This window comes from Dietzia psychralcaliphila (genome assembly GCF_003096095.1).
GTDB lineage: Bacteria > Actinomycetota > Actinomycetes > Mycobacteriales > Mycobacteriaceae > Dietzia > Dietzia psychralcaliphila.
Genome location: NZ_CP015453.1, coordinates 1031989 through 1055086, shown reverse-complemented (window position 1 = coordinate 1055086; position 23098 = coordinate 1031989). Strand labels below are relative to the sequence as shown.

The 23098-nt window shown below is 71.8% G+C and carries 21 protein-coding genes; 5 read left to right on the top strand and 16 right to left on the bottom strand.

Translation table 11 applies throughout. The features are described from left to right. Positions 1–129: 129 nt before the first annotated feature. From hpf to A6048_RS04675, 11 genes are all read right to left on the bottom strand, one after another. Entirely contained in the window at positions 130–807 is a 678-nt protein-coding gene (gene hpf, locus A6048_RS04725) for a ribosome hibernation-promoting factor, HPF/YfiA family (RefSeq protein ID WP_107748560.1), read from the bottom strand. A 232-nt stretch (positions 808–1039) separates the two neighbouring features. Then, the gene (locus A6048_RS04720; RefSeq protein WP_244911054.1) at positions 1040–1735 is read right to left on the bottom strand and encodes a ComF family protein; all 696 of its coding nucleotides are present in this window, start codon (positions 1733–1735) and stop codon (positions 1040–1042) included. A gap of 76 nt (positions 1736–1811) precedes the next feature. After that, positions 1812–3545 carry an LpqB family beta-propeller domain-containing protein gene (locus tag A6048_RS04715; protein ID WP_107748561.1) on the bottom strand — a complete coding sequence of 578 codons (1734 nt, stop codon included), beginning with the start codon at positions 3543–3545 and terminating at the stop codon, positions 1812–1814. Then, positions 3542–5278, bottom strand: a complete 1737-nt coding sequence (gene mtrB, locus A6048_RS04710) for an MtrAB system histidine kinase MtrB (RefSeq protein WP_107748562.1) — start codon at positions 5276–5278, stop codon at positions 3542–3544. Before mtrB ends, A6048_RS04715 begins: the two co-directional genes overlap by 4 nt. Next, on the bottom strand, positions 5275–5955 hold the full coding sequence (gene mtrA, locus A6048_RS04705; protein ID WP_107748563.1) for an MtrAB system response regulator MtrA: 681 nt from the start codon (positions 5953–5955) through the stop codon (positions 5275–5277). Before mtrA ends, mtrB begins: the two co-directional genes overlap by 4 nt. A 120-nt stretch (positions 5956–6075) precedes the next feature. Continuing rightward, positions 6076–6714: a dTMP kinase gene (locus A6048_RS04700; protein ID WP_107748564.1), complete on the bottom strand. Its 639-nt coding sequence runs from the start codon at positions 6712–6714 to the stop codon at positions 6076–6078. Between the two features lie 12 nt (positions 6715–6726). Continuing rightward, positions 6727–8193: an adenosylhomocysteinase gene (gene ahcY / locus A6048_RS04695; protein WP_107748565.1), complete on the bottom strand. Its 1467-nt coding sequence runs from the start codon at positions 8191–8193 to the stop codon at positions 6727–6729. Positions 8194–8264: 71 nt separating this feature from the next. Beyond that, on the bottom strand, positions 8265–9506 hold the full coding sequence (gene manA, locus A6048_RS04690) for a mannose-6-phosphate isomerase, class I (protein WP_107748566.1): 1242 nt from the start codon (positions 9504–9506) through the stop codon (positions 8265–8267). 4 nt (positions 9507–9510) lie between these two features. Further along, on the bottom strand, positions 9511–10605 hold the full coding sequence (locus tag A6048_RS04685; protein ID WP_107748567.1) for a hypothetical protein: 1095 nt from the start codon (positions 10603–10605) through the stop codon (positions 9511–9513). Next, on the bottom strand, positions 10598–11974 hold the full coding sequence (locus A6048_RS04680; protein ID WP_107748711.1) for a phosphomannomutase/phosphoglucomutase: 1377 nt from the start codon (positions 11972–11974) through the stop codon (positions 10598–10600). The genes A6048_RS04685 and A6048_RS04680 overlap by 8 nt, the downstream gene beginning before the upstream one ends. Positions 11975–12080: 106 nt before the next feature. Continuing rightward, positions 12081–12557 carry a DUF3499 domain-containing protein gene (locus tag A6048_RS04675; protein ID WP_107748568.1) on the bottom strand — a complete coding sequence of 159 codons (477 nt, stop codon included), beginning with the start codon at positions 12555–12557 and terminating at the stop codon, positions 12081–12083. Between the two features lie 235 nt (positions 12558–12792). On the opposite strand from A6048_RS04675, the gene A6048_RS04670 reads away from it, so the two are divergent. Further along, entirely contained in the window at positions 12793–13245 is a 453-nt protein-coding gene (locus A6048_RS04670; protein ID WP_107748712.1) for a metallopeptidase family protein, read from the top strand. Positions 13246–13413: 168 nt separating this feature from the next. On the opposite strand, the gene A6048_RS04665 is transcribed toward A6048_RS04670, so the two are convergent. Next, on the bottom strand, positions 13414–13725 hold the full coding sequence (locus tag A6048_RS04665; RefSeq protein WP_107748569.1) for a WhiB family transcriptional regulator: 312 nt from the start codon (positions 13723–13725) through the stop codon (positions 13414–13416). Positions 13726–13983: 258 nt separating this feature from the next. Between A6048_RS04665 and cofD the strand changes: the two genes are divergently transcribed. Then, positions 13984–15045 (top strand): 2-phospho-L-lactate transferase, encoded by a 1062-nt coding sequence (gene cofD / locus A6048_RS04660; RefSeq protein ID WP_107748713.1) that lies wholly within the window; start codon positions 13984–13986, stop codon positions 15043–15045. Continuing rightward, a complete protein-coding gene (locus A6048_RS04655) occupies positions 15042–16460 on the top strand; it encodes a coenzyme F420-0:L-glutamate ligase (protein WP_107748570.1) in 1419 nt (472 codons plus the stop codon). The genes cofD and A6048_RS04655 overlap by 4 nt, the downstream gene beginning before the upstream one ends. On the opposite strand, the gene manB is transcribed toward A6048_RS04655, so the two are convergent. Beyond that, positions 16442–17554 (bottom strand): mannose-1-phosphate guanylyltransferase, encoded by a 1113-nt coding sequence (gene manB / locus A6048_RS04650; RefSeq protein ID WP_235027417.1) that lies wholly within the window; start codon positions 17552–17554, stop codon positions 16442–16444. The two genes, A6048_RS04655 and manB, sit on opposite strands and share 19 nt — an antisense overlap. A gap of 130 nt (positions 17555–17684) precedes the next feature. Continuing rightward, complete coding sequence (locus A6048_RS04645) at positions 17685–18563, bottom strand: glycosyltransferase family 2 protein (protein ID WP_107748571.1); 879 nt, start codon at positions 18561–18563, stop codon at positions 17685–17687. A gap of 180 nt (positions 18564–18743) precedes the next feature. Here A6048_RS04645 and A6048_RS04640 point away from each other — a divergent pair, with 180 nt between their 5' ends. Continuing rightward, positions 18744–20303: an LCP family protein gene (locus tag A6048_RS04640; RefSeq protein ID WP_235027418.1), complete on the top strand. Its 1560-nt coding sequence runs from the start codon at positions 18744–18746 to the stop codon at positions 20301–20303. A gap of 52 nt (positions 20304–20355) precedes the next feature. Further along, on the top strand, positions 20356–21042 hold the full coding sequence (locus tag A6048_RS04635; RefSeq protein ID WP_107748573.1) for a TIGR03089 family protein: 687 nt from the start codon (positions 20356–20358) through the stop codon (positions 21040–21042). Positions 21043–21177: 135 nt separating this feature from the next. On the opposite strand, the gene A6048_RS04630 is transcribed toward A6048_RS04635, so the two are convergent. Then, on the bottom strand, positions 21178–22347 hold the full coding sequence (locus tag A6048_RS04630; protein ID WP_107748574.1) for an acyl-CoA dehydrogenase family protein: 1170 nt from the start codon (positions 22345–22347) through the stop codon (positions 21178–21180). 219 nt (positions 22348–22566) lie between these two features. Then, positions 22567–23079, bottom strand: a complete 513-nt coding sequence (gene purE, locus A6048_RS04625) for a 5-(carboxyamino)imidazole ribonucleotide mutase (protein WP_107748575.1) — start codon at positions 23077–23079, stop codon at positions 22567–22569. Positions 23080–23098: the final 19 nt, after the last annotated feature.

The following is a 23098-nucleotide window of genomic DNA, read 5'->3' as shown; positions in this document are numbered from 1 at the left end:
TACCTGCGCGGGTGCCACGCGGGTCCTCGGTTCATCCTAGGTGCTACCGGCCGCGGATACACGCCGAGGGCGGCCCGGTCCATGTGGACCGGACCGCCCCCGGAGCAAGTGGAGTGCGACCGTCAGGCCTCAGTCAGTCAGCGTGATGAGCCCGTAGTCGAACGCGTGCCGCCGGTAGACGACGGTGGCGTGTCCCGACTCGGCATCCCGGAAGAGGTAGAAGTCGTGACCCACGAGCTCCATCTTCTCCAGTGCCTCGTCGACCGACATCGGGGTCCCGTCGTGCTCCTTGCGGCGCACGATCTGACCGGGGAGCTGGTCGTCGACCCCGTCCGCGTACTCGTCCATGACCTCGGCCGGTGCCGCCTCGGGCGCGAGCTCCGCTGTCGCCTCGGCGACCGACTGCGGTCGACGATGCCCGGAATGGCTGATCTTCCGGCGGGTGCGCGCCTTGCGCATCTGGCGCTCGAGCTTGGCGACCGCCGACTCCAGGGCGGCGTAGAAGGTGTCCTCCGCGGCCTCCGCGCGGGCGACACCCGGCTTGCCCTTGAGGGTGATCTCGATCCGCTGACTCGCCTTGGCCAGGCGTGGGTTCTTCTCGTGCAACAGGACCACGTCGAACCGGGTGATCGCCGGCGAGATCTTCTCGATCTTCGCGAGCTTGGTGTGGATCCGGGTCGCGAAGTGGTCCGGGACCTCGACGTTCCGGCCCTTGATGGTCACCTGCGCATCAGGGGCACCGGGGTCGTCGGTCAACGGACCGTCGAAGGTGGCGGGGTCGAGCAGGACTGCGGGGGTCTTCGCCATCGAAGCTCCTCCTCATCGGGCCTGCGGCGGACCTCTGCGACCGGCCCGGCAGCTGCCCGGGACCCCGGTCGAGGGGCCAACCCACATGGCTGAGTGGATACTCTCCGGACGTGGAACACCACCGGCTAATTTCAACGAACGCGCTGGTGAACCCCGTCCGAACTCCACGATACCCGGTCGTCTGGGCACCGGACCGCAGTAGCCACAAGTCGTCCGGAAGTCACCGGAGTCTTCACGCGGCGGTGACACCGAGGACACCGTCCACGCGCAGGCCCCCCTCCCCCAGGACCCCGACGCACGCGGCCGCCGTGGCACCCGTCGTCACGACGTCGTCCACCACCAGGATCGTCGACGGGGTCGCCAGCAGAGCGGCGACCGTCGACGGCGCTCCGGGCGAGGCCCGCAGCGGGGTGCCCTCGGGCCGTCGCCGGATCCGGCCCGACAGATTGTCCGTCCTCGCACGCGCGTCCAGCCCGGCGGCGTCCCGGACCCGCCCCCGGACCTCGAGCACCGGGGCCACGGCCACGGCCCCTCCCGGGACCGACCCCGCCAACTCGGCCGCCAGGACGTCCACGACCTCGCGGACGTGGTCGAACCCGCGCCGACGGCGGGCCCGGGCGGACGCCGGTGCGGGGACGAGCACCGTCGGCCGCTCGGAGGCCTCCGGCAACTCGCCCGCCGCCCTGAGGGCATCGATCCCGGCGGCGAGGGCGGCGCCGATCGGTGACGCGAGATCAGGGCGGCCACGGTCCTTGTACGCGGACACAGCGCGGGCCGCGGGGCCGGTGTGTCGGGCCAACGCCCACACGGGCACCCGGAGGTCCGCGCGGGTCCGAACGTGTAGCGGGACCCCGGCCAGCGTCAGCGCGCACCGCCCGCACCACCGCTCACGGGCACGCCCGCAGCCCGCGCACTCGAGGGGGACCACGAGGTCCACAAGCGCCGCCGCCCAGCCCGGCTCACGTGGGCGCTGACGCCTCCCGCCGGTCCCCGTCGGCACCGGGTCAGCCCGCGACGACCGGGTCCGCCCGGATGGCGGCCAGTCCGTTGATCTCCCGCCAGTATCGGTCACCGGTCTCGGCCGCCGTGTCGAGTCTCAGGAGGGACCGCTGGTCCACCACGTACACCTCGCGGCCCGCGGCGGCGATCGCGGTGACCGGCCCGGCGATGTTGCGCTGGGACAACGGCTCGGTCATCGCACCGTCCACGGTGATCGTGGTCACCGGCGCCTCGCTGGTGTCCCGACCCACGACGATCGTCGACCGGTCCCGCCACGCCACGACGGTGGCCGACTCCCCCAACGCCCGGCCGATCTGACGGAACGTGCCGGCCAGCGGCTGCCCGGTCTCGGCCGACAGCGCGCCGATGAACACCTTGCCGTCGACGACCACGGCCAACTGGGCCCCGGACTGGTCGATCCGCAGCCCCGTGACCCGCGACCCCAGGGCACGGATCGGGGCGCCGTCCATCTCCTGGACCGACGGGGGGTCACCTCCCGCTCCGATCCGCACCAGCCTGGAGTCGTCGGCCATCACCCACGCCCGTCCGTCCACGGGGTGGAACGTGGGTCCGGTCAGGGTCCGGGCGGTGAGCGCCTCGGCCGGCTCGCCGTCGATCGCCCCGATCAGCACCCTCTGGGGCCCCGCGCGGTCCTGACCGGCGATGACTGCCAGCAATCTCCCGTCGTGGGACATGGTCGCGCTCCGTCCGCCACGGACCTGCGACCAGGGCCCTCCGGCCGGTCGCGCGCCGGCCCCCTCGAGCCGGACCAGGCCGTCGGCGGCGGTGAGCGCATATTCCATGGGCTCCACAGGCGGATACGGGTCGAACGACATGACGTCCTCGGTCGTCCACCCGTCGACGTAGCGTTCGTCGAGGGGCGCGCCGTCCCGTTCGAGCCGGTACGGGCCGGGGACGTCCGCGCGGGCCAGGGTCCACACGACCTGGGCGGCGAACTGCGTGGTGGCCTGGCTGCTCAGCACCGGCAGACCGGTGAAGTCGATGGCGGTTCCGGCCCCCCCGTCCGCGGCCTCGTCGGGGCGGACCGACACCGAGGTCGGGACCCGGGACAGGACGGAGTTCCCGATCCCCGGCCGGGGACCGGTGGCCAGCAGGTTGACCAGGGAGAAACCCAGGTCGGTCCGGTCCGCGGCCGTCCACCGCGTGTCGGGGACCAGTGAGTCCCCGGAACCGGTGAGGAAGAACAGATCACGCTGGGCGTAGGTGGAGACGAACTCGGTCCGTTCGATCACGACCCCCGGGGGCAGCTGGTCGATGCGCCACTGGCCGTCCTGCCGGGCGAGTCCGATCGTCACCTCGAGTTGCCCCACGTCCTCCCTGAAGATGCCGCCGGGGTCGAGTGATCCGACCTTCTCGGCGCGGAGCGTGTACTCGGCGCTGTCCGCGCCCCTGCCGCCCTCGGCGCTGAGATCCGCGCGCAACACGATCGTGGTCTCCGCGGAATCGTCCCAGTTCTCCGCCGCCTCCGGGGTGAGGAACTGGCGGGCCGCCGCGTGTCGCTGGTCGGCGATCGCGGCCGCCTTGAGGAAGTCCCGGACGAGGAGGTCCGGCTCCTGGTCGGGCACCGGGGTGGGGACGGCCAGACCGGCCCCGGACGGCGAGAAGGTGTCGATGACCTGAGGGGACGACGACGAGGGCAGCGTCGCGCATCCGGTGGCACCGAGAGCGGCCACGCAGACCACCGCCACCGCGGCGACGAGTGCCCGAGCGCGGTTCACGACCGGGCCTCCTCGGTCCCGGGGACGCGGTCCAGCGGTGTCGGCGAACCGGTCCGCACGAGACGCGCCTCATCATCCGGCGTCAGCGGCAACGGGCTCGAGGTGAGCGTGCCCCCGTGGCGCCGGGGGATGGTCAGGCGGAAACACGAGCCCTCACCCGGGCTGCCCCAGCAGTCCAGGCGACCGCCGTGCAGTTTGGCGTCCTCGAGCGCGATCGCCAGACCGAGCCCGGTCCCGCCCGATCGGCGGACCCGCGAGGGATCCGCCCGCCAGAAGCGGTTGAACACCAGCGACTCCTCGCCCGGCTTGAGCCCCACGCCGTGGTCGCGTACCGAGACCGCGAGGGCTGCGTCGGACCCACGGAGGGTGACCCGGACGGGCTTGGACTCCGAGTGGTCGAGTGCGTTGGCCACCAGGTTGCGCAGGATGCGCTCGACCCGGCGGGAGTCCACCTCGGCCACCACCGCCTCGGCCGGCATGTCCAGCTCGACCTGTACGCCCGCGGACTCGGCGATGTGCGACACGGTCGACACCGCGTCCTCGACCGCCCCCCGCACGTCCAACGCGGTCACCGACAGCTCCGCCATGCCGGCGTCGTGGCGGGACACCTCCAGGAGATCCGTGAGCAGGCTCTCGAACCGGTCGAGCTCGGACTCCAGCAACTCCACGGCACGCTTGGTCGGGGCATCCAGGTGTCCGGCGGAGTCGGAGATGATGTCCGCCGCCATGCGGACGGTGGTGAGCGGGGTGCGCAGCTCGTGCGAGACGTCCGACGTGAAGCGCTTCTGGAGGTCGCCGAACTCCTCCAGCTGCGTGATCTGGTCGGACAGGCTCTGCGCCATGTCGTTGAACGCCATCGCCAGCCGGGCGACGTCGTCCTCTCCCCGGATCACCATCCGTTCCTTGAGGTGACCGTTGGCGAACCGTTGCGCGATCGACGCCGCCTGCCGGACCGGCAGCACCACCTGCCGCGCGACCATCCACGCGATCGCCGCGCTGAGCACGATGATCGCCAACCCGGCGGTCGCGACGATCCCGCGCATGATCCCGAGGGTCTGTTCCTCGGCGATGAGCGGATAGACCAGGTAGAGCTCGAGGCCCGGTATCGACGAGTCCGTCGGGGTGCCGATGATCAGCGCCTTGGCGGGCTCGCCCCGGAAGTCCACGGTGACGTACTGGTAGGCGACACGACCCCGCTGGACCAGCGACTGCAGCTCCGGCGGTACCTGCGAGTTCGCCGGGCTGACGACCTGCCCGCGGCCGGTCTGGTCGGGCACCACCAGGATCGGGTCGAAGGTGCCGGCGTGGACCGATTCACCGTCCGAGGCGATGCCCCGCTCCCCCAGTGCGCTGCGCGCCTGGTCGAGTCGGGACTGCTCGCTGGTCCCCTCGTCGGTCGCCGCGATCTGCGCCTCGACGGTCACCCGGAGCCTGCCGGCCTGCTCGACCGCGGCGTCCAGCTTGGTCGACAGCAGCTGCGCGGCCATCTGGCTCTGCAGCATGAACGCGATCGTGAGGATCACGCCCATGGACAGCGCCAGGGTCGAGGTGACCACCCGGAGCTGGAGGGACCGCCGCCACAGGCGCGCGAACCGGAGCCCCAGGACCGAGAGGTCCAGGTCCCGGATCCGTTCCCGGAGGGTCGACGTCGAGTCGGCCGCGTCCATGGTGTCGCGGGTGTCGCCCTCGTCGCCGGAGGACGCCGCCGCGTCGTCCGTGCGACGTGCGGTCACGAGACCGGGCCGGCCTTGTAACCGACGCCGCGCACGGTGAGGACGACCTCGGGGTTCTCCGGGTCCTTCTCGATCTTCGCCCGCAGGCGCTGGACGTGGACGTTGACCAGGCGCGTGTCCGCCGAGTGGCGGTAGCCCCAGACGTGCTCGAGGAGGACCTCGCGGGTGAAGACCTGGCGGGGCTTCCGGGCTAGCTCCACCAGTAGGTCGAACTCCAGCGGGGTGAGCGGGATCGGCGTGCCGTCACGCGTCACGGTGTGTGCGGGGACATCGATGGTCACGTCACCGATGTGCAGGAGTTCGCTCGGCTCGTCCTCCCCACGACGCAGCCGGGCCCGGATCCGGGCCACCAACTCCTTGGGCTTGAACGGCTTCATGATGTAGTCGTCCGCGCCGGACTCCAAGCCCAGGACCACGTCGACGGTGTCCGTCTTGGCCGTGAGCATGACGATCGGCACCCTCGACTCCCCGCGGATGTCCCGACACACGTCGATCCCGCTCCTGCCCGGAAGCATGAGGTCCAGCAGGACCAGATCGGGTTGGACCGCACGGAAGGTCTCGATGGCCTGGACGCCGTCGCCCACGACCTCGGTCTCGAACCCCTCGCCCCGCAGGACGATGGTGAGCATCTCTGCCAGTGCGGCGTCGTCGTCGACGACGAGGATCTTCGGGGTCATTGTCACCACTTGTGTCGGCGTGTGTGTCGGCGTGTGTCCATGAAGACCTTACCCGGCCGCACCGACGGGCCGGTCCCACGGCTCGGCTCGGTGCCCGGGAAATCAGGGGCCGACCACGACTCAGCGACCGACGACGTGGTCCGCCAACCCCCGCACGTCGGGGTCCACTCCCAGCACCCGCCAGGGCGACCGCCAACCGGAGGCGGCGAGCCGACGGTAGGCCTCCCCCGTCGCGGCCTGGAGGGTCGCGTCCCTCTCGTAGCGGTCCCGGGTCCGACCCGGGTCCGTCGTCTCCCGGGACCCCGCCCTCTCGGCTGCCAACGCGGTGGGTGTGTCCAGCAGGATCTGCAGGTCCGGCAGTGGCAGTCCGAGCCGGTCGAACTCGAGTTCGCCGATCCAGTGGAGCACCTCCGTCTCCCGGCCGGGGCCGAGCCGGGCCGCCGTGTACGCGGCGTTGGAGGCCACGTACCGGTCGAGCAGGACCACGTCGTGCGAGGTCCTCAGCTCACCGAGTTGATCGAGGGCCGCGTGCCTGTCCAGGGCGAACAGCAGCGCCATCGCGTGCGGCGAGTCCGCGGTGCCGGCCTGGCCGCCGTGCAGTGCGTCGGCGGCCAGGTCGGCGTGCAGAGTGCCGTACCGGGGGAACGCGAGGCGCCCGACGGACACGCCCCGGTCGCTGAGCTCACCGACCAGGGCGGTCGTCAGGGTGTTCTTTCCCGCGCCGTCGAGTCCCTCGACGACGACCAGCCGCGCGACCACCTTCGGGCCGGCTCAGTACCGGTAGTGCTCGGGCTTGTACGGGCCCTCGACGTCCACGCCGATGTACTCGGCCTGGTCCTTCGCGAGCTTGGTGAGCGAACCACCGAGTGCCTCGACGTGCAGGCGCGCGACCTTCTCGTCGAGGATCTTCGGCAGCAGGTGGACCCCGATCGGGTACTGGTCGGCCTTGCTGAACAACTCGATCTGGGCGATGACCTGATCGGAGAAGCTGTTGGACATCACGAAGGACGGGTGACCGGTGGCGTTGCCCAGGTTGAGCAGTCGACCCTCCGACAGCACGATGATCGACCGGCCGTCGGAGTCGAAGACGAACTCGTCGACCTGCGGCTTGATGTTGATCCGGGTGACGTCCGCCGCCGACTCCAGGCCCGCCATGTCGATCTCGTTGTCGAAGTGGCCGATGTTGCCAAGGATCGCCTTGTCCTTCATCCGCTTCATGTGGTCGAAGGTGATGATGTCCTTGTTTCCCGTGGCCGTGATGATGATGTCGGCGTTCCCGATGGCCTCGTCGACCGTCACCACGTCGAAACCGTCCATGAGGGCCTGCAGGGCGTTGATGGGGTCGATCTCGGTGACCTGGACGCGCGCGCCCTGGCCGGCCAGCGCCTCGGCGCACCCCTTGCCCACGTCGCCGTAACCGCACACCAGGGCCTTCTTGCCGCCGATGAGGGCGTCGGTGCCGCGATTGATGCCGTCCAGCAGGGAGTGGCGGGTGCCGTACTTGTTGTCGAACTTGCTCTTGGTGACCGCGTCGTTGACGTTGATCGCCGGGAACGGCAGCACGCCCTCGGAGTGGAAGTGGTAGAGACGGTGCACGCCGGTGGTGGTCTCCTCGGTGACGCCCTGGACCGCGTCGGCGATGGCCGTGTACTTGCCCGGGTGCGCCGGGACCGACTCGCGCAGCAGTGCGTGGAAGACCTTCTCCTCCGCCGACCAGGCGGAGTCGTCCGACGGCACGGCGCCCGCCTGCTCGAACTCCTTGCCCTTGATCACGAGCATGGTGGCGTCGCCACCGTCGTCGAGGATCATGTTGGGCTCGGTGTCGGGCCACGTCATGATCTGCTCGGTGCACCACCAGTACTCGGCGAGCGTCTCGCCCTTCCACGCGAACACCGGCACGCCCGACGGCGCCTCGGGGCTGCCCTCGGGGCCCACCACGACCGCGGCGGCCGCCTCGTCCTGGGTGGAGAAGATGTTGCACGAGGCCCAGCGGACCTCCGCGCCGAGCGAGGTCAACGTCTCGATCAACACGGCGGTCTGCACCGTCATGTGGATCGAGCCGGCGATCCGGGCGCCCGCCAGCGGCTGCTCCGCCGCGTACTCCTCACGCAGCGCCATCAGACCGGGCATCTCGTGCTCGGCCAGACGGATCTGCTTGCGGCCCGCCTCCGCCAGCGACAGATCCGCCACCTTGAACTCGACACCGTTGACGGACTGCACCTGGAGATCAGCAGACATGTGTGCGACCAGCTCCTCTTTGTGGGGAATAGACTTCCGCACCACACTAGCGGGCACCCTGCCGGGGCGGTCTACCGCTGCCGCGTCCCCGTCACCGGATCACCGACGCGGGTGCGGAAGACGGTGGCCCCGTCGGCGGCGTCCAGCACCACCCCGGGCGTCGAGGCGGGCACCCACACCGCGTGTCCGGGCCCCAGGGTCTCCGTGGCTCCGTTCTCGGACACGCACAACCGCCCGGAGGTGCACAGCAGGACCTCGGGACCATCAGGGTGGTAGCGCACGGGAGCGGAGGCCGCGGGCACCACGATGCGCGAGAGCGCGAAGTCGGGCTCGGGCGTGGGGTAGTCCATCTCACCGGGGATCCCGCGGTCGGCCGGTACCGGCCGCACCGTGGGGTCCGCCAGCGGGTCGAACTCGAGTACCCGCATCAGCTCCGGGACGTCGACGTGTTTGGGCGTCAGACCACCGCGCAGGACGTTGTCCGAGTTGGCCATGACCTCCACCCCCACCCCGCGGAGATAGGCGTGGAGCTGACCGGGTCCCAGGTAGACGGCCTGTCCCGGTCGGAGGACCACCCGGTTGAGCAGCAGTGCGCCCAGGACACCGGGGTCCGTGGGATACCGCTCGGCGAGCTCCACCACGGTGGTGGCCTCGTTCGACCACGCGCCGGCCACCCCCTGTGCGGTGAGGTAGCCCACGGCGCCGGTGACCAGGTCCGCCACCACCGTCTCCAGCGCCATGTGCGGCATCGTCACGAAGGTCGTGAACACCGCGCGGAGGCCCTCCGCGTCCGGCTGTCCGTCCAGCATGTCGCGGTAGGGGCGCAGCGCCGGCACGTCGAGGGCGTCGAGCAGTGCCACCGTCCGGGACACGGGTCGGAAACCCACCAACGCGTGGAACTCGGTCAGCGCCACGAGGATCTCGGGCTTGTGGTTGGCGTCGCGGTAGTTGCGGTCCGGGGCGTGGACGGCGATGCCACGCGCGTCCTCCGCGGCGAACCCCTCCCTCGCCTTCTCCGGGGACGGGTGCGCCTGGAGCGAGAGCGCCTGCTCGGCGGACAGGAGCTTGACCAGGAACGGCAACCCGCCCCCGTGCTCCGCAGCCACCCGGGCACCGAGCTCACCCTCGGGGTCGGCGGCGATCCGCTCGTCCAACCCCCGCCCGTCGGCGCAGAGGGACGAGCCGGAGTCGTGGGCGCCGAACCAGTGCTCGGCCACCGGGTGGGGGGCCGGGGAGACCGTCCCGCACAACTCGGGGAGCGCGGTCCGGGAGCCCCACGCGTACGCCTGGACGACCGGGCTGAGAGCCACCACGGATCTAGAGCCCCCCCACCAGAAGGTACGCGGCGGAGAGTTCGGTCCGTGCCATGAGCGCCGCCACCTTTCCGCTCAACGGTGCCGGTGCGGTGCCGACCGTGTCCCGACCACGGTCGGATATCCACTCGACGTCCGCGAGCGCCCCCGCCGCCAGCCTGACGAACTCCTCGTCCGCGCTCAACACCATACCGAGGTGCCTGATGGTCCTGTCCTCCCGCGCACCGTCCAGTTCGTCGTCGTGGAAGAGGCTCGCGAGGGGGTCCACGGCGGGCAGTCCCCGGGCGCGCTCGGCCTGGGACCGGACCGCGTCCGTGACGGAGGAGGACGCCGTCACCCGGCCGGCATCGCAGAACGCGGCCACGGCCCGGTCGCAGTAGGCCGCGGACAGCGGATCCGAGTGGATCCAGACGAGCGGGTCCGAGCCGGCGACCGAGGTGGCGAGGAGCTTGGCCGGGTTGACCGGCGTCGCGAGATCGGGCCCCAGCCCCTCGAGTTCGACGTCGACCGCGTCCGCGGCCGCGCCGACGTCCAACCCCGGTACGCCGAGGGCGCTCAGGACCGCCATCCCCGCGGCCAGGTGGTGCAGGACCCCGCGGTGCGGCGGCAGGTACGGGAGCGGCGGGAGCCAGGTGGCCCGGCCCCCTCCCGATTCGCCCACCGGGCCCTCCCTCGGCACGTCCACCACGACGGCCGCGCCCCGGTTGGCGGCGGTCTCGACGGCGGACGCGAGGTCACGGTCGCCGGCGTCGTCGCCCGAGACCAGGACGACGTCCAGAGCCCCGACCCAGGTGGGGAGCGTGTGGGCGTGGACCAGCGGCGGGACGGAGGCTCCTCCGACGACCTCGCAGAGGGCGGTGACCACGCCGGCGGCGTGCCGAGCCCGGTCCGAGCGCCCGGAGACCCACACGAGAGCCCGGGGACGGAACCCGGCGAGCGCGTCCAGCGCCCCCGAGTCGACTGCCGTCGCGACCGCACGGAGTTGGGCCCCGGCCATCGACGCGTGGAGCAGGGCCCCGGTGGCGTCGGAGGAACGGAGGGCCTCGGCGTCGTCCAGGTCGACCCGACCCGCCCCGGTGTCGCTGGTCAGGTCAGGCACGGACGATCGCGAGGACTTCGTCGACCACCGCGGCGACGTCCTCCCTGGTGGGCGCCTCCGCGTTGAGGCGCAGCAGCGGTTCGGTGTTGGAGGCCCGGAGGTTGAACCAGGCGCCGTCCCCGAGGTCGACGGTCACGCCGTCGAGTCGGTCCACCGACGCGGCGCGGCCGGAGAACGCCTCGATGACCTGCTCCATGCGCGCGACCTGCTCCTCGGCCGAGTCCAGGGTGGAGTTGATCTCCCCCGACGCGGCGTACCTGGTGTACTCGGCCATGACCTCCGAGAGCGGCGAGTTCTGTTCCCCCAGGGCGGCGAGCGTGTGCATCGCGGCGAGCATGCCCGAGTCGGCACCCCAGAAGTCGCGGAAGTAGTAGTGCGCCGAGTGCTCGCCGCCGAAGATCGCACCGGTGTCCGCCATCTGCGCCTTGATGAAGCTGTGGCCCACCCGGGTGCGGACGGCGACCCCGCCCTTCTCCTCGACCAGTTCGGGGACGGCCCGGGAGGTGATGAGGTTGTAGATGATGGAGGCGCCGGGTTCCTTGTCGAGCTCGCGCCCGGCGACCAGCGCGGTGATGGCCGACGGGGCGACGGGCTCGCCCCGCTCGTCCACCACGAAGCAGCGGTCGGCGTCGCCGTCGAAGGCGAGTCCGATGTCCGCCCCGCTCTCACGGACCAACGCCTGGAGGTCCACCAGGTTGGCCGGCTCGAGCGGATTGGCCTCGTGATTGGGGAAGTTGCCGTCGAGCTCGAAGTACAGGGGGACGATCTCGAGGGGCAGCCCGCTGAGCACCGCGGGCACCGTGTGACCGCCCATCCCGTTGCCGGCGTCGACGGCCACCTTGAGCTGGCGGATGCCCGACAGGTCGACCAGTTCACGCAGGTACGCACCGTAACCGTCGAGGACGTCGCGCTCGGAGACCGTGCCGGGCGTCCCGTCGTACGCCGGGACGCCCTCGACCAGCCCGTCCGAGATCTCGCCCAGCCCGGATTCCTGACCGACCGGCTTGGCGCCCGCACGGCACAGCTTGATGCCGTTGTACCGGGCCGGGTTGTGGCTGGCGGTGAACATGGCGCCCGGGCAGTCGATGAGCCCCGAGGCGTAGTAGAGCTGGTCGGTGGACGCGAGACCGATCGTCACCACGTCCAGGCCCTGCGCGGTGACGCCGTCCCCGAACGCCTGGGACAGGGTCGGGGAGGAGTCGCGCATGTCGTGGCCGACGACCACGGTCTCCGCGCCCTCCGACCGCATCAGGCGGGCGAACGATGCGCCGACCTCACGGACGAAGTCCTCGTCGATCTGCTCACCCACGACGCCTCGGACGTCGTAGGCCTTGATGACTGCTCGGACGGACTCGGCGCTGCGTGCCACGTGCTGCTCCAGGGATGAGAGGCGGTCGGACGGTGTCATCAGTCGACCCTACCCGCCGGGTTCCCGCCCGGTCCGACGCTTGCGGGCGCGGGCGCCCGGAGCACGGTCAGCCGAGGCCGGGGCCCGGCTCCCGGGCGCCGTCAGCGGGCCTCGCCGACGGGGCCTCGTCGCGGTCCGGGGCGTTGGGGACCACCCGCAGGTGGGGGCGGCTACCGGACGGCTCCACCGGGGCCGCGGCGAGCACGGGCCCGGGGTCGGAGACCCCCAACCGCCGTAGCCGGTCCGCGTCCACCAGGGCCGCACCCGCCCTCCGGCCGCCGACCGGCCCGCCGGCCACGGCGTCCAACAGGGCGGTGAGGTCGGAGTCCTCGGCGGATGCGTCGATGTCGGGATGGCGCACCAGTTCCCAGCCGCGGGGGGCGGTGATGCGCAGGGCGTGCGCTGCGCAGAGATCCCACGAGTGCGGCTCCCGGATCGCCGGGAGCGGGCCGACGACGGCCGTCGAGTCCGCGTAGACGTAGGTGAGCGTGGCGACCGCACGATTGGGGCACCCCGGGCGGCAGCAACGACGGTTCTCACTCACGAGGCCCCAGGGTAGTCCCGAGCGGCTGCCGTGTGCGCCGCGACCCGCCGCGTCGGTACCGCGGAGCCCGGGAGACGACGGCTACCCTCGCGTCATGACCCCCACCGCACCGGTCCCCGGACGGCCGCCGACAGGGAACGCGATCCCGGGCGCCGGCCAGAACGACGTGTGTGCGGGCAGCCGGATCTCTGTCCGGGACTTCCCCGGCGACCCCGGACGCCGCGGCCCCCGGGTCGTGACCTCCCGACGCGCGGCCCGACGCGGGCACGGCCCGCGCGGCCCGATCCTGCCCCCGGAGGTCCCCCGGTGGCGGAGCCGTGCCGCCGAGTTCGACGCCGCCGCGCTCGAGGCGTTCGCCGAGATCGACCAGCACTGGCATTCCCGCCTGGTGCATCTGGACCTCGCCGTGGACATGGTCCCGAGGATGCGCCTGAAGCCCGGTGAGACGTGGCCGGAGGAGGTCGTGGCGGACGGACTGGTCCCGCTCGCCCGGCTGGTCCCCGCCGGGGTGGACCGGGCCGGCCAGCCCACGCGGGCGCGGCTGGTCCTGTTCCGCAGGCCCCTCACCCGCCGGGCGCCGGGCGGGGACGACCTGCGTGACCTGGTCTACTCGGTCTTGGTGGAACTCGTCTCTCAACACCTCGAGATCTCACCGGACGAGGTCGAGGCCGGCCCCAACGACAACTGACCATCCCGCAGGATGGTCAGGCATGGGGAGCAGGGCCCGGGGTCGAGGTGGCCCGGTACCGAGATCTCTCAGTACCGAGATCTCTCAGTACCGAGATCACTCAGTTGTCGAGACGACTCGTTCTTCAGCGGCCGCCGAGGCCCCCGGACGGGTCGGTCCGGAACGGACTCACATCACGGCCTCGCGCTTGATCCGTCGCCGCTCACGCTCGGACAGTCCGCCCCAGATCCCGAAGCGCTCATCGTTGGCCAGTGCGTACTCGAGGCACTCCGCCTTGACCTCACACCCCGTGCAGATCTTCTTGGCCTCTCGGGTCGAGCCACCCTTCTCCGGGAAGAACGCCTCGGGATCGGTCTGGGAACAGAGAGCCCGGTCCTGCCAGCTCTCCTCCTCGTCCTCCACGAAGAGCGCACTGCTGCCGAAGTCGACCAGGGTCAATTCGGGTCCCGCTGCGGTGCGTGACTGTCGATCCACGGTCATCCCCTCGTGTTACGTTGCTCGTCGCTCGTGCGTCCGCCCGGCCCGGGTGCCGCTCGGATACGAATGACACACCTGTGATTACACACATGCGAATCGCTGAGGTCAAGCGAAATCGGGGATACCTAGCATTTTCGTGCGCCGGGCCGGCCAGTGACACGCCGCAGATTGTGTGGCGTGGGACACCATCCTGCGTCCGGGCGGGGCTACACCCCCGGCCACCCGGGCCTGGCCGGTCCCCCGTCACTACTCTTGGTCGACGTGAGGATCTGTGTATTGGCCGGTGGCGTCGGTGGCGCCCGTTTCCTGCTCGGCGCACGCCGACTGTTCGGACTGGACCCCGCTCCGGGCGGTGCGGGCACCCCGCTCCCGGGTACGGATGCCGTGCACCGTGTCGACGCGGTGGTCAACGTCGGTGACGACGCGTGGATGCACGGCGTCCGGATCTGTCCCGACCTCGACACCTGCATGTACACCCTCGGCGGGGGCATCGACCCGGAACGCGGATGGGGTCACGCCGGCGAGACCTGGAACTGCCGCGACGAACTCGCCGCCTACGGCGTCCAGCCCGACTGGTTCGGACTCGGGGACAAGGATCTCGCCACACACCTCGTGCGCACCCAGATGCTCAGCGCCGGCTACCGGCTGACCGACATCACCGAGGCCCTGTCCGCCCGCTGGTCCCCCGGGGTCCGGCTGCTACCCGTGACCGACGACCGCTGCGAGACGCACGTCGTGGTCCCCGGTGACACCGACGGCGCGGAGGGAGCGGAGGGCGCCGGTGAGCGGGCGATCCACTTCCAGGAATGGTGGGTCCGCCACCGGGCGATGCTTCCGGCCTCCGGCTTCGTACAGATCGGTGCCGATGCGGCCCGGCCCACCCCGGAGACGCTCGAGGCCATCGAGGCGGCCGACCTCGTCGTCGTCGCCCCCTCCAACCCCGTGGTCTCCGTCGGCGCGATCCTCGCCGTCCCCGGCATCCGCGCCGCGTTGCGTTCCACCTCCGCGCCGGTCGTGGGGGTGAGCCCCGTGATCGGGGGCGCCGTGCTGCGCGGCATGGCCGACGCGTGCCTCACCGCGATCGGCGTCGAGACCTCGGCGCTGGCCGTGGCGCGTCACTTCGGAGCCCGATCCGGCACCGGCCTGCTCGACGGCTGGTTGGTCGCCCCCGGCGACGGCCCCGGCGACGGCGCGGGCGAGGTGGACGGGATCGCCGTCCGCGAGGCCCCGCTGCTCATGACCGACCCGGACGCCACGGCGCAGATGGTGGCCGCCGCCATCGAACTGGCCGGGCTCGAGGTCCCCACGCGGTCCGACCGATGACCGACGGAGCCGTCCCCGAGATCCGCCTCTGGTCGGGGGAACACGCCGCCGCCGCGGACGTCCGCCTGTGGGCTCCGGACGGCCTCCCGGAGTTCCGGCCGGGCGACGATCTGGCGGGGATCCTGGCCGCTGCGCTCACCGACGACCCGCACGGACTGACCCACGGCGACGTCGTGGTGCTCACCTCCAAGGTCCTCTCCAAGACCGAGGGACGGATCGTGGCCGCCCCCACCGACCCCGACGAGCGGGACGCCCTGCGCCGACGGCTCGTGGAGCAGGAGTCCGTGCGGGTGGTGGCGCGGGTCAACCGCACCCTCATCACCGAGAACCGGCTCGGCATCGTCCAGGCCGCCGCCGGCGTCGACGGCTCCAACGTCGACGCCCGCGAGCTCGCGCTGCTCCCCGAGGACCCCGACGCGTCCGCCTCCGCGCTGGCCCGCGAGTTGCGCCGGCGGACCGGCGTGACGGTGGCCGTCGTCGTCACCGACACCATGGGCCGGGCCTGGCGTACCGGCCAGACCGACGTGGCGATCGGCGCCGCGGGGCTGCGGGTCTCGATCGGCTACGACGGCGCCGTGGACCGCCAGGGCAACGAGCTGTACGTCACCGACGTCGCCGTGGCCGACGAGATAGCCGCCGCCGCCGACCTGGTCAAGGGCAAACTGGGCGCCCGACCCGTGGCGGTGGTGCGGGGGCTGGGACACCTGCTGGTCGGGGATGACGACGACGAGCGCGGCTCCCCGCAGCGGGCCCGCGACCTGGTCCGCGACAGCGCGTCGGACCTGTTCCGGCTGGGCACCGCCGAGGCGCTCGCACAGGGACGACGTGAGGCCGTGCCCGGCCGCCGCTCGGTCCGGCGGTTCTCGGACGTGGACGTCCCCGAGGAGTCGCTCGCCGAGGCCGTGGCCGACGCGCTCACCGCACCGGCGCCGCACCACAGCGCCCCGATCCGGTTCGTCCGGGTGGCCGGTGACGCCCGCGCGCGCCTTCTGGACGCGCTGCGGGCCGACTGGGAGACGGATCTGAGGGCCGACGGCCACTCCGGCGACGTGCTGACCCGCCGCCTGTCCCGCGGAGACCTCCTGCGCACCTGCCCCGAGTTGATCCTGCCGTTCGTGGACGACTCCGCCGGGGCCCACGACTACCCGGACCCGCGCCGGAACGCCTGCGAGGAGACCATGTTCACCGTCGCCGGTGGCGCCGCGGTGCAGTCGCTCCTCGTGGCACTGTCCGCGCGCGGACTGGGGTCCTGTTGGGTGGGGTCGACGATCTTCGCCGCCGAGACCACCCGCCGGGCGCTCGACCTACCACCGTCCTGGCGGCCGCTCGGAGCGGTGGCCGTCGGTGTCCCGGCCGAGCCGGTCCCGCCCCGGGCACCACGCCCGCCCGGGGACGCCTACATGTCCGTGGAGTAGCGGATCCCGCCGTCGGGGATCACGACGCCGGGCCAGACCCGGGCTCCGCGCAGCAGCTCACACCTGGCGCCCACGTCGGCGCCGTCGCCGATGACGCCGTCGCGGATCAGCGCCCGGTGGCCGATGCGGGCCCCGGCGCCGATGATCGAGCGTTCGACCGTCGCCCCCGCCTCGATCCGGGCGCCGTCGAAGACCACCGCGCCGTCCAGTCGGACACCGGCACCGATCTCGGCGCCGCGCCCGACCACCGTCCCGCCGATGAGTACCGCCCCGGCGCCGACCCCTGCGCCGTCGTGGACGAGCGCCTCACCGTGGTGGCCCTCGAGTGCGGGCGACGGCGCGATACCCCGCACCAGGTCGGAGGACCCGCGGACGAAGTCCTCGGGTGTGCCCATGTCGCGCCAGTAGGCCGAGTCGACGAAGCCGTAGACCCGCTTCCCCTCACTGAGCAGCTGGGGGAAGGTCTCGCGCTCCACCGAGACGGGCACACCCTCGGGGATCTGCGCGATCAGCTCGCGCCGGAAGACGTAGCAGCCGGCGTTGATCTGGTCGGTCGGCGGGTCCTGGGTCTTCTCCAGGAACTCCAGGACCCGTCCGTCGTCGTCGGTCGGCACGCAGCCGAACGCGCGGGGGTCGGAGACCCGGACCAGGTGCATGGTCAGATCCGCGCTCTTGGCGTGGTGGAGGTCGAGGATCTCGGTGAGGTCGGTCCCGCCCAGCACGTCACCGTTGAAGACCATGATCGTCGAGGCCGTCAGCTGGTCCAGGACGTTGCGGATGCCGCCGCCGGTACCCAGGGGTTCGGTCTCCACCACGTACGTCAGTTCCAGGTCGAGATCGGATCCGTCGCCGAAGTACTCCTCGAACACCTCCGCCTTGAACGAGGTGCCCAGCACCACGCGCCGGATCCCGGCCGCCCGGATCCGCGAGAGCAGGTGCGTGAGGAAGGGCAGACCGGCGGTGGGAAGCATCGGCTTGGGCGCCGAGATGGTCAGGGGCCGCAGTCGGGTCCCCTTCCCGCCCACCAGGACCACCGCCTCGGTGTCGGCGATCAGGTCGCCCGGCCCGGTGCTGGAGGGGGTCGTCGAGGTCACAGTCTTGCTCCCGATGTCATGGGCCCATGGCCGCGCGCTCGCGCGGCCGACTCGGGCCGGTGGTTGGTCTCGTCCGACGGATGCTCTCGTCCGGCGGTTGGTCTCGTCCAGCGGTTGGTCCCGTCCGGAGTCAGCGCAGGTCGCGCCTGGCGGATCGGATCGCGAGGCGGCACCGCAGCTCCAGACCCGCCCTGAGGGCCCAGCGTATCGGGGCCTGCCACGCGTTCGGATGCCTGTCCGCCTGGAAGAGGTACGCGCTGCGGTGGTGTGCCCGGAGGGTGAACTCCGGCACGGTCCTGGCCGCGTGACCCTGGTCGTGGTGGATCACCGACGACGGGACGAAGATGCTCTGCCACCCGGCGCGGCCGAGCCGGTCCCCCAGGTCCACGTCCTCGAGGTACATGAAGTAGCGCTCGTCGAATCCGCCGAGCGCATCGAACGCCTCGCGTCGGAGCAGCAGACACGATCCGGACAGCCATCCCGCGGGCCGTTCGGAGTCCATGTCGGAGTCGTCGAGGTAGTGGGCGGTCCACGGGTTACCCGGCCACACCGGGCCGAGCACCGCGTGTCCGATACCGGCGCCGAGCCGCGGTACGGCGCGGGCCGAGGGGTACACGGAACCATCGGTCTCGGCGATCTTCGGGCCGAACGCCGCCGCGCGGGGCCATCGGTGGGCGGCCTCGAGCAGCGCGTCCACCGAACCCGGCTCGAACCGCACATCCGGGTTGACGACCAGGACGAACTCCTGGTCGAACTCCGCGGGTCGCCGGGAGATCTCCGTGACGGCACGGTTGATGGCGGTCCCGTAGCCCAGATTCCCCCCTGTCGGGAAGAACTCGGCGAAGTCGTGCGCGGCCGCGGCCGCCTCGGGCGCGCCGTCGGTCGAACCGTTGTCCGCCATCACCAACCCCACCGGCCGCGTCGTGGACCCGGGCAGGGTCTCGACGAAGCGGCGGAGGTGGTCGCCGGGAGAGTAGGTCACCGTCACGACGGGCAGTCGGGTCGTCACGCGCAACACCCTACGACGCCGCACGCCGATTCCGACGCCAGGCACGCGGCGCGGTACCGTGGGGAGATCATCGGCGGCCTCGCGCGGCCCCCGTGCCGCATCCAGGGCACCGGCCCGCGGGCCGGTCCCCCCTCTCACGAGAGCGGACCGACCGCCCCGATTCGACGACAAGGACGGTGGATGAGCGCCGAGCTACCAGCGACGCCCCGGCGCGCGCCGGCCCCCGGGCGCGGTCGGCGCCACGCCACCCCCTCCCGACCGTTGGGTTCGCGGATCGGCCGCACGATCGCCGCCCTGGTCTCCGTGTTCTGCCTCCTGATCACCGGCGTGGGCTGGTCGCTGTTCAACGGACTGAGCTCCGACCTGTCCTCCGCCGGGGGACTCGACGTGGGCGACGGCGGGCTCGACGGCGCCGTCGACATCCTCCTGGTGGGGACGGACAACCGCACCGACGCCCAGGGCAACGCGCTCAGCCAGGAGGAGCTCGCCACCGTCCGGACCGGCGAGGAGGAGGGTGAGAACACCGACACGATCCTGCTCATCCGGATCCCCGAGGACGGGAGTTCCGCCACCGCGATCTCCATCCCGCGGGACGTCTACGTGGAGACACGGGACATCGGGGGAAGCAAGATCAACGGGGTCTACTCCGGCTACAAGCAGGCCTACCTCGATCAGGCCGTGGCCGATGATCCCGACGGCGCGCTCACCGAGCAGGATCAACGCGATGCCGTGCAGGCCGGCCGTAACGGGCTGATCAACACCATCCGCGACCTCACCGGCGTGCAGGCCGACCACTACGCCGAGATCGGGCTGCTGGGCTTCGTGCTCCTCACTGACGCCGTCGGTGGGGTCCCCGTGTGCTTGAACGAGGACGTCGACGAGCCGCTGTCCGGGGCGAATTTCCGGGCCGGGGTCCAGACCGTGTCCGGGTCCGACGCCCTGAGCTTCGTGCGACAGCGGCACGACCTGCCCGCGGGCGACCTCGACCGGATCGTCCGCCAGCAGGCGTTCATGTCCCAGCTGGTCAAGAAGACCCTGTCCGCGGGCACCCTCGCGGACCCCTCGAAGCTCGGAGCGCTCGTCGACGCGGCCAGGCGCTCGTTCGTCATCGACGAGAACTGGGACTTCGTGGACTTCGCGATGAAGCTCCAGGACATCAGCGGCGGCAACGTGCGGTTCGAGACCATCCCGGTCACCAGCATCGACTCGTTCACCGAATGGGGAGAGTCCATCGTCACCGTCGACCCCGAGCAGGTCGCGGAGTTCGTCGGCGGATTCGCCAGTACCGAGGACGTGGAAGAGGAAGAAGAACAGACCCCGACCGGCACCCCCGGAGTGGACCCCGCCGCCGTGACGGTGTCCGTGGTCAACACGACCGTGATCGACGGGCTCGCCGCCCGGGTCTCCGGTTCGCTCTCCGAGCTCGGGTACGGCGTCGGAGACCTGCTCACCGATCCGGCCGCCGCATACACCTCGCACGTCGCGGCCGGCTCGGCCGACGACCCCGCGGCGTTCGCGGTGTCCGACGCCCTGGGCGGGCTGCCCGTCCAGGTGGATCCCGCGGTGCCCCCCGGAGCGGTCCGCGTGGTCCTCGCCGAGGACTACAGCGGCCCCACCGGAGACGCCTCCGCGACCGAGTCCTACTCCCCCGAGACCACCACCTATGCCCCGCTGCCGCCCTCGATAGCGCAGCGTCCGACCTTCGACGCCGGTGGCTCGGACGTGCCCTGCGTCAACTGATCGGGCGTCACCTGACCGACCGTCACCTGACCGACAACCCGGAGGACGACCCGTGAACACCGCCGCAGACACCGTGCTCCAGCCGCTCCTCGCAGCGGACCCGGGCGCGCCGCTGGTCACCCATTACGACCTGGCGGCCCCGTCCCGGATCGAGCTGTCCGTGACCTCCACCGCCAACTGGGCCGCCAAGATCGCCGGGCTGCTGCGGGACGAGGTGGGCGTGGCACCGGGCGACGTCGTGGTGTGCGATCTGCCGGCCCACTGGCTCACCGCAGGGGTGCTCCTGGGCGCCTGGTGGACCGGGGCCGAGGTCCGGACCGGGCCGGCAGACGACGCCGTGGCGGTCATCACCACCGCCGACCGCCTCGACCGCCATCCGGCCGACGTCGAGACACTCCTCATGACCACCGACCCGATGGGTCGCCCGCTGGCCGCGGTCGGCGTGGACGTGCCGCCGGGGGTCATCGACCTGGCCGAGTCGTGCCGGATCCACCCGGACGCGTTCATCCCGTCCGGCGTGGGCGGACTCGCCCTCGACGGGCGGAGGGTCGGGGAACTCGCGGACCCGACGCTGGCCGGTCGAGCGCTCGTCGCGGGCCGGGAGCGGAAGGACGTCCTGACCGTCCTCGCGGGGATCTTCGCCTCGGGCGGCTCCGCGGTCCTGGTCACCGGGGCGGACGCGGACTCCCCCGGTGCCGCCGACGTGGCGACCACGGAGCGGACCACCCTCACCCTCTGACCGCCCGCTCATCCCGGCACAACCACGAGATCCGCTACCCTCCCGCCGGATCCGCGACCCTGATCGGGGTAGCGGATCCGGCCTCGGAGTAGCGGATCTCGGAGCGCGGGGCGCCGGGCGCGGCGCGCCGTCAGATCAGCCCAGGAGCTGACGCGCCATGACCATGCGGTTGATCTGGTTGGTGCCCTCGTAGATCTGGGTGATCTTGGCATCGCGCATCATGCGCTCGACCGGGAAGTCGCGGGTGTAGCCGGCGCCGCCGAAGAGCTGCACGGCGTTGGTGGTGACCTCCATCGCGACGTCCGAGGCGAACGTCTTGGACGCGGCCGCCATGAAGCCCAGCTTCTGCCCACCCGGCGCGCTGCCACGCTCGGCGTTGGCGGCGGCGGTGTACACCATGAGGCGGGAGGCCTGGACCTTCATCGCCATGTCGGCGAGCATGAACTGCGTGTTCTGGAAGTCCGAGATCGCCTTGCCGAACTGCTTGCGCTCCTTGGTGTAGGCGATCGCCGCGTCGAGCGCGCCCTGGGCGAGGCCCACGGCCTGGGCGCCGATGGTGGGGCGGGTGTGGTCCAGGGTCTGCAGCGCGGTCTTGAAGCCGGTGCCCGGCTCCCCGATGATCCGGTCACCCGGGATGCGGACGTTCTCGAAGTACAGCTCCGCGGTGGGCGAGCCCTTGATGCCGAGCTTCTTCTCCGTCTTGGAGACACCGAAACCCTCGTCGTCGGCGTGCACCATGAACGCGGAGATGCCGCCGGCGCCCTTCTCGGGGTCGGTGACGGCCATGACGGTGTACCAGGTGGACTTGCCGCCATTGGTGATCCACGCCTTGCCGCCGTTGAGGATCCAGTCATCGCCGTCCTGGCGGGCGCGGGTGCGCATGGCCGCCGCGTCCGAGCCGGCCTCCCGCTCCGACAGGGCGTACGAGGCCATCGCGCCCTCGGCGATCCCGGGCAGGACCTTCTGCTTGAGCTCCTCGCCACCGGCCAGGATCAGGCCCATCGTGCCGAGCTTGTTGACGGCCGGGATCAGCGAGGACGAACCGCAGACGCGGGCGACCTCCTCGATGACGATGCACGCCGCCACGGAGTCCGCGCCCTGGCCGCCGTACTCCTCCGGCACGTGGACCGCGTTGAAGCCCGAGGCGTTGAGCGCGTCGAGGGCCTCCTGCGGGAACCGCTCGTTCTCGTCGACATCCGCGGCGTGCGGCTCGATCTCCTTCTCGGAGAGGGCACGGATCGCTGCGCGGAGCTCCTCGTGCTCCTCGGCGGGCTGGTACAGGTCGAAGTCGGGGTTACCGGACATGTGCGGTCCTCCAAGAGGGGTTCGTCGGTGCAGGTCGCGCGGCGGTCACCGTCCGGGGAACCCCCCGGCGACGCGGACGGCGCATGTCCTGCCGTCCTGGTCGCCTCGGGGTCCTCCGTGCCGCGCCCGACCTCCCAAGTTACCAGCCGGAAACCGCCCCCCGGCTAGGGCGCCGGGGACACCGTGACGGCGCGGGCGCCCCGCCGGGGGCTCCCCCGGTCAGCCGTGGAGGCTCTGGCGCAATGCGGTGTCCTTGCGCTCCACCATGGCCTCGAGATCGGCCTGGAAGCTCTCCATGCGCGACTGCAGTGCGGGATCGGAGGCGGCGAGGACGCGGACCGCCAGGAGCCCGGCGTTGCGGGCGCCTCCGATCGACACGGTGGCCACGGGAACCCCGGCGGGCATCTGCACTATCGACAGCAGCGAATCCATCCCGTCGAGGTGCTTGAGGGGCACCGGAACCCCGATGACCGGCAGCGGAGTGGCGGAGGCGACCATGCCGGGCAGGTGCGCGGCGCCACCGGCTCCCGCGATCACCACCCGGATTCCCCGGCCGGCGGCCGAGCGGGCGTAGTCCAGCATCTTCTGCGGGGTCCGGTGCGCCGAGACCACGCCCACCTCGAAGGGGATCCCGAACTCGGCGAGCGCCTCCGCGGCCGCCTCCATGGTCGGCCAGTCCGAGTCGCTGCCCATAATCAGACCGACCTGCGGCCCGCCCAGTCGTTCGGTCATGGTGGTGCCTTTCGTCGAA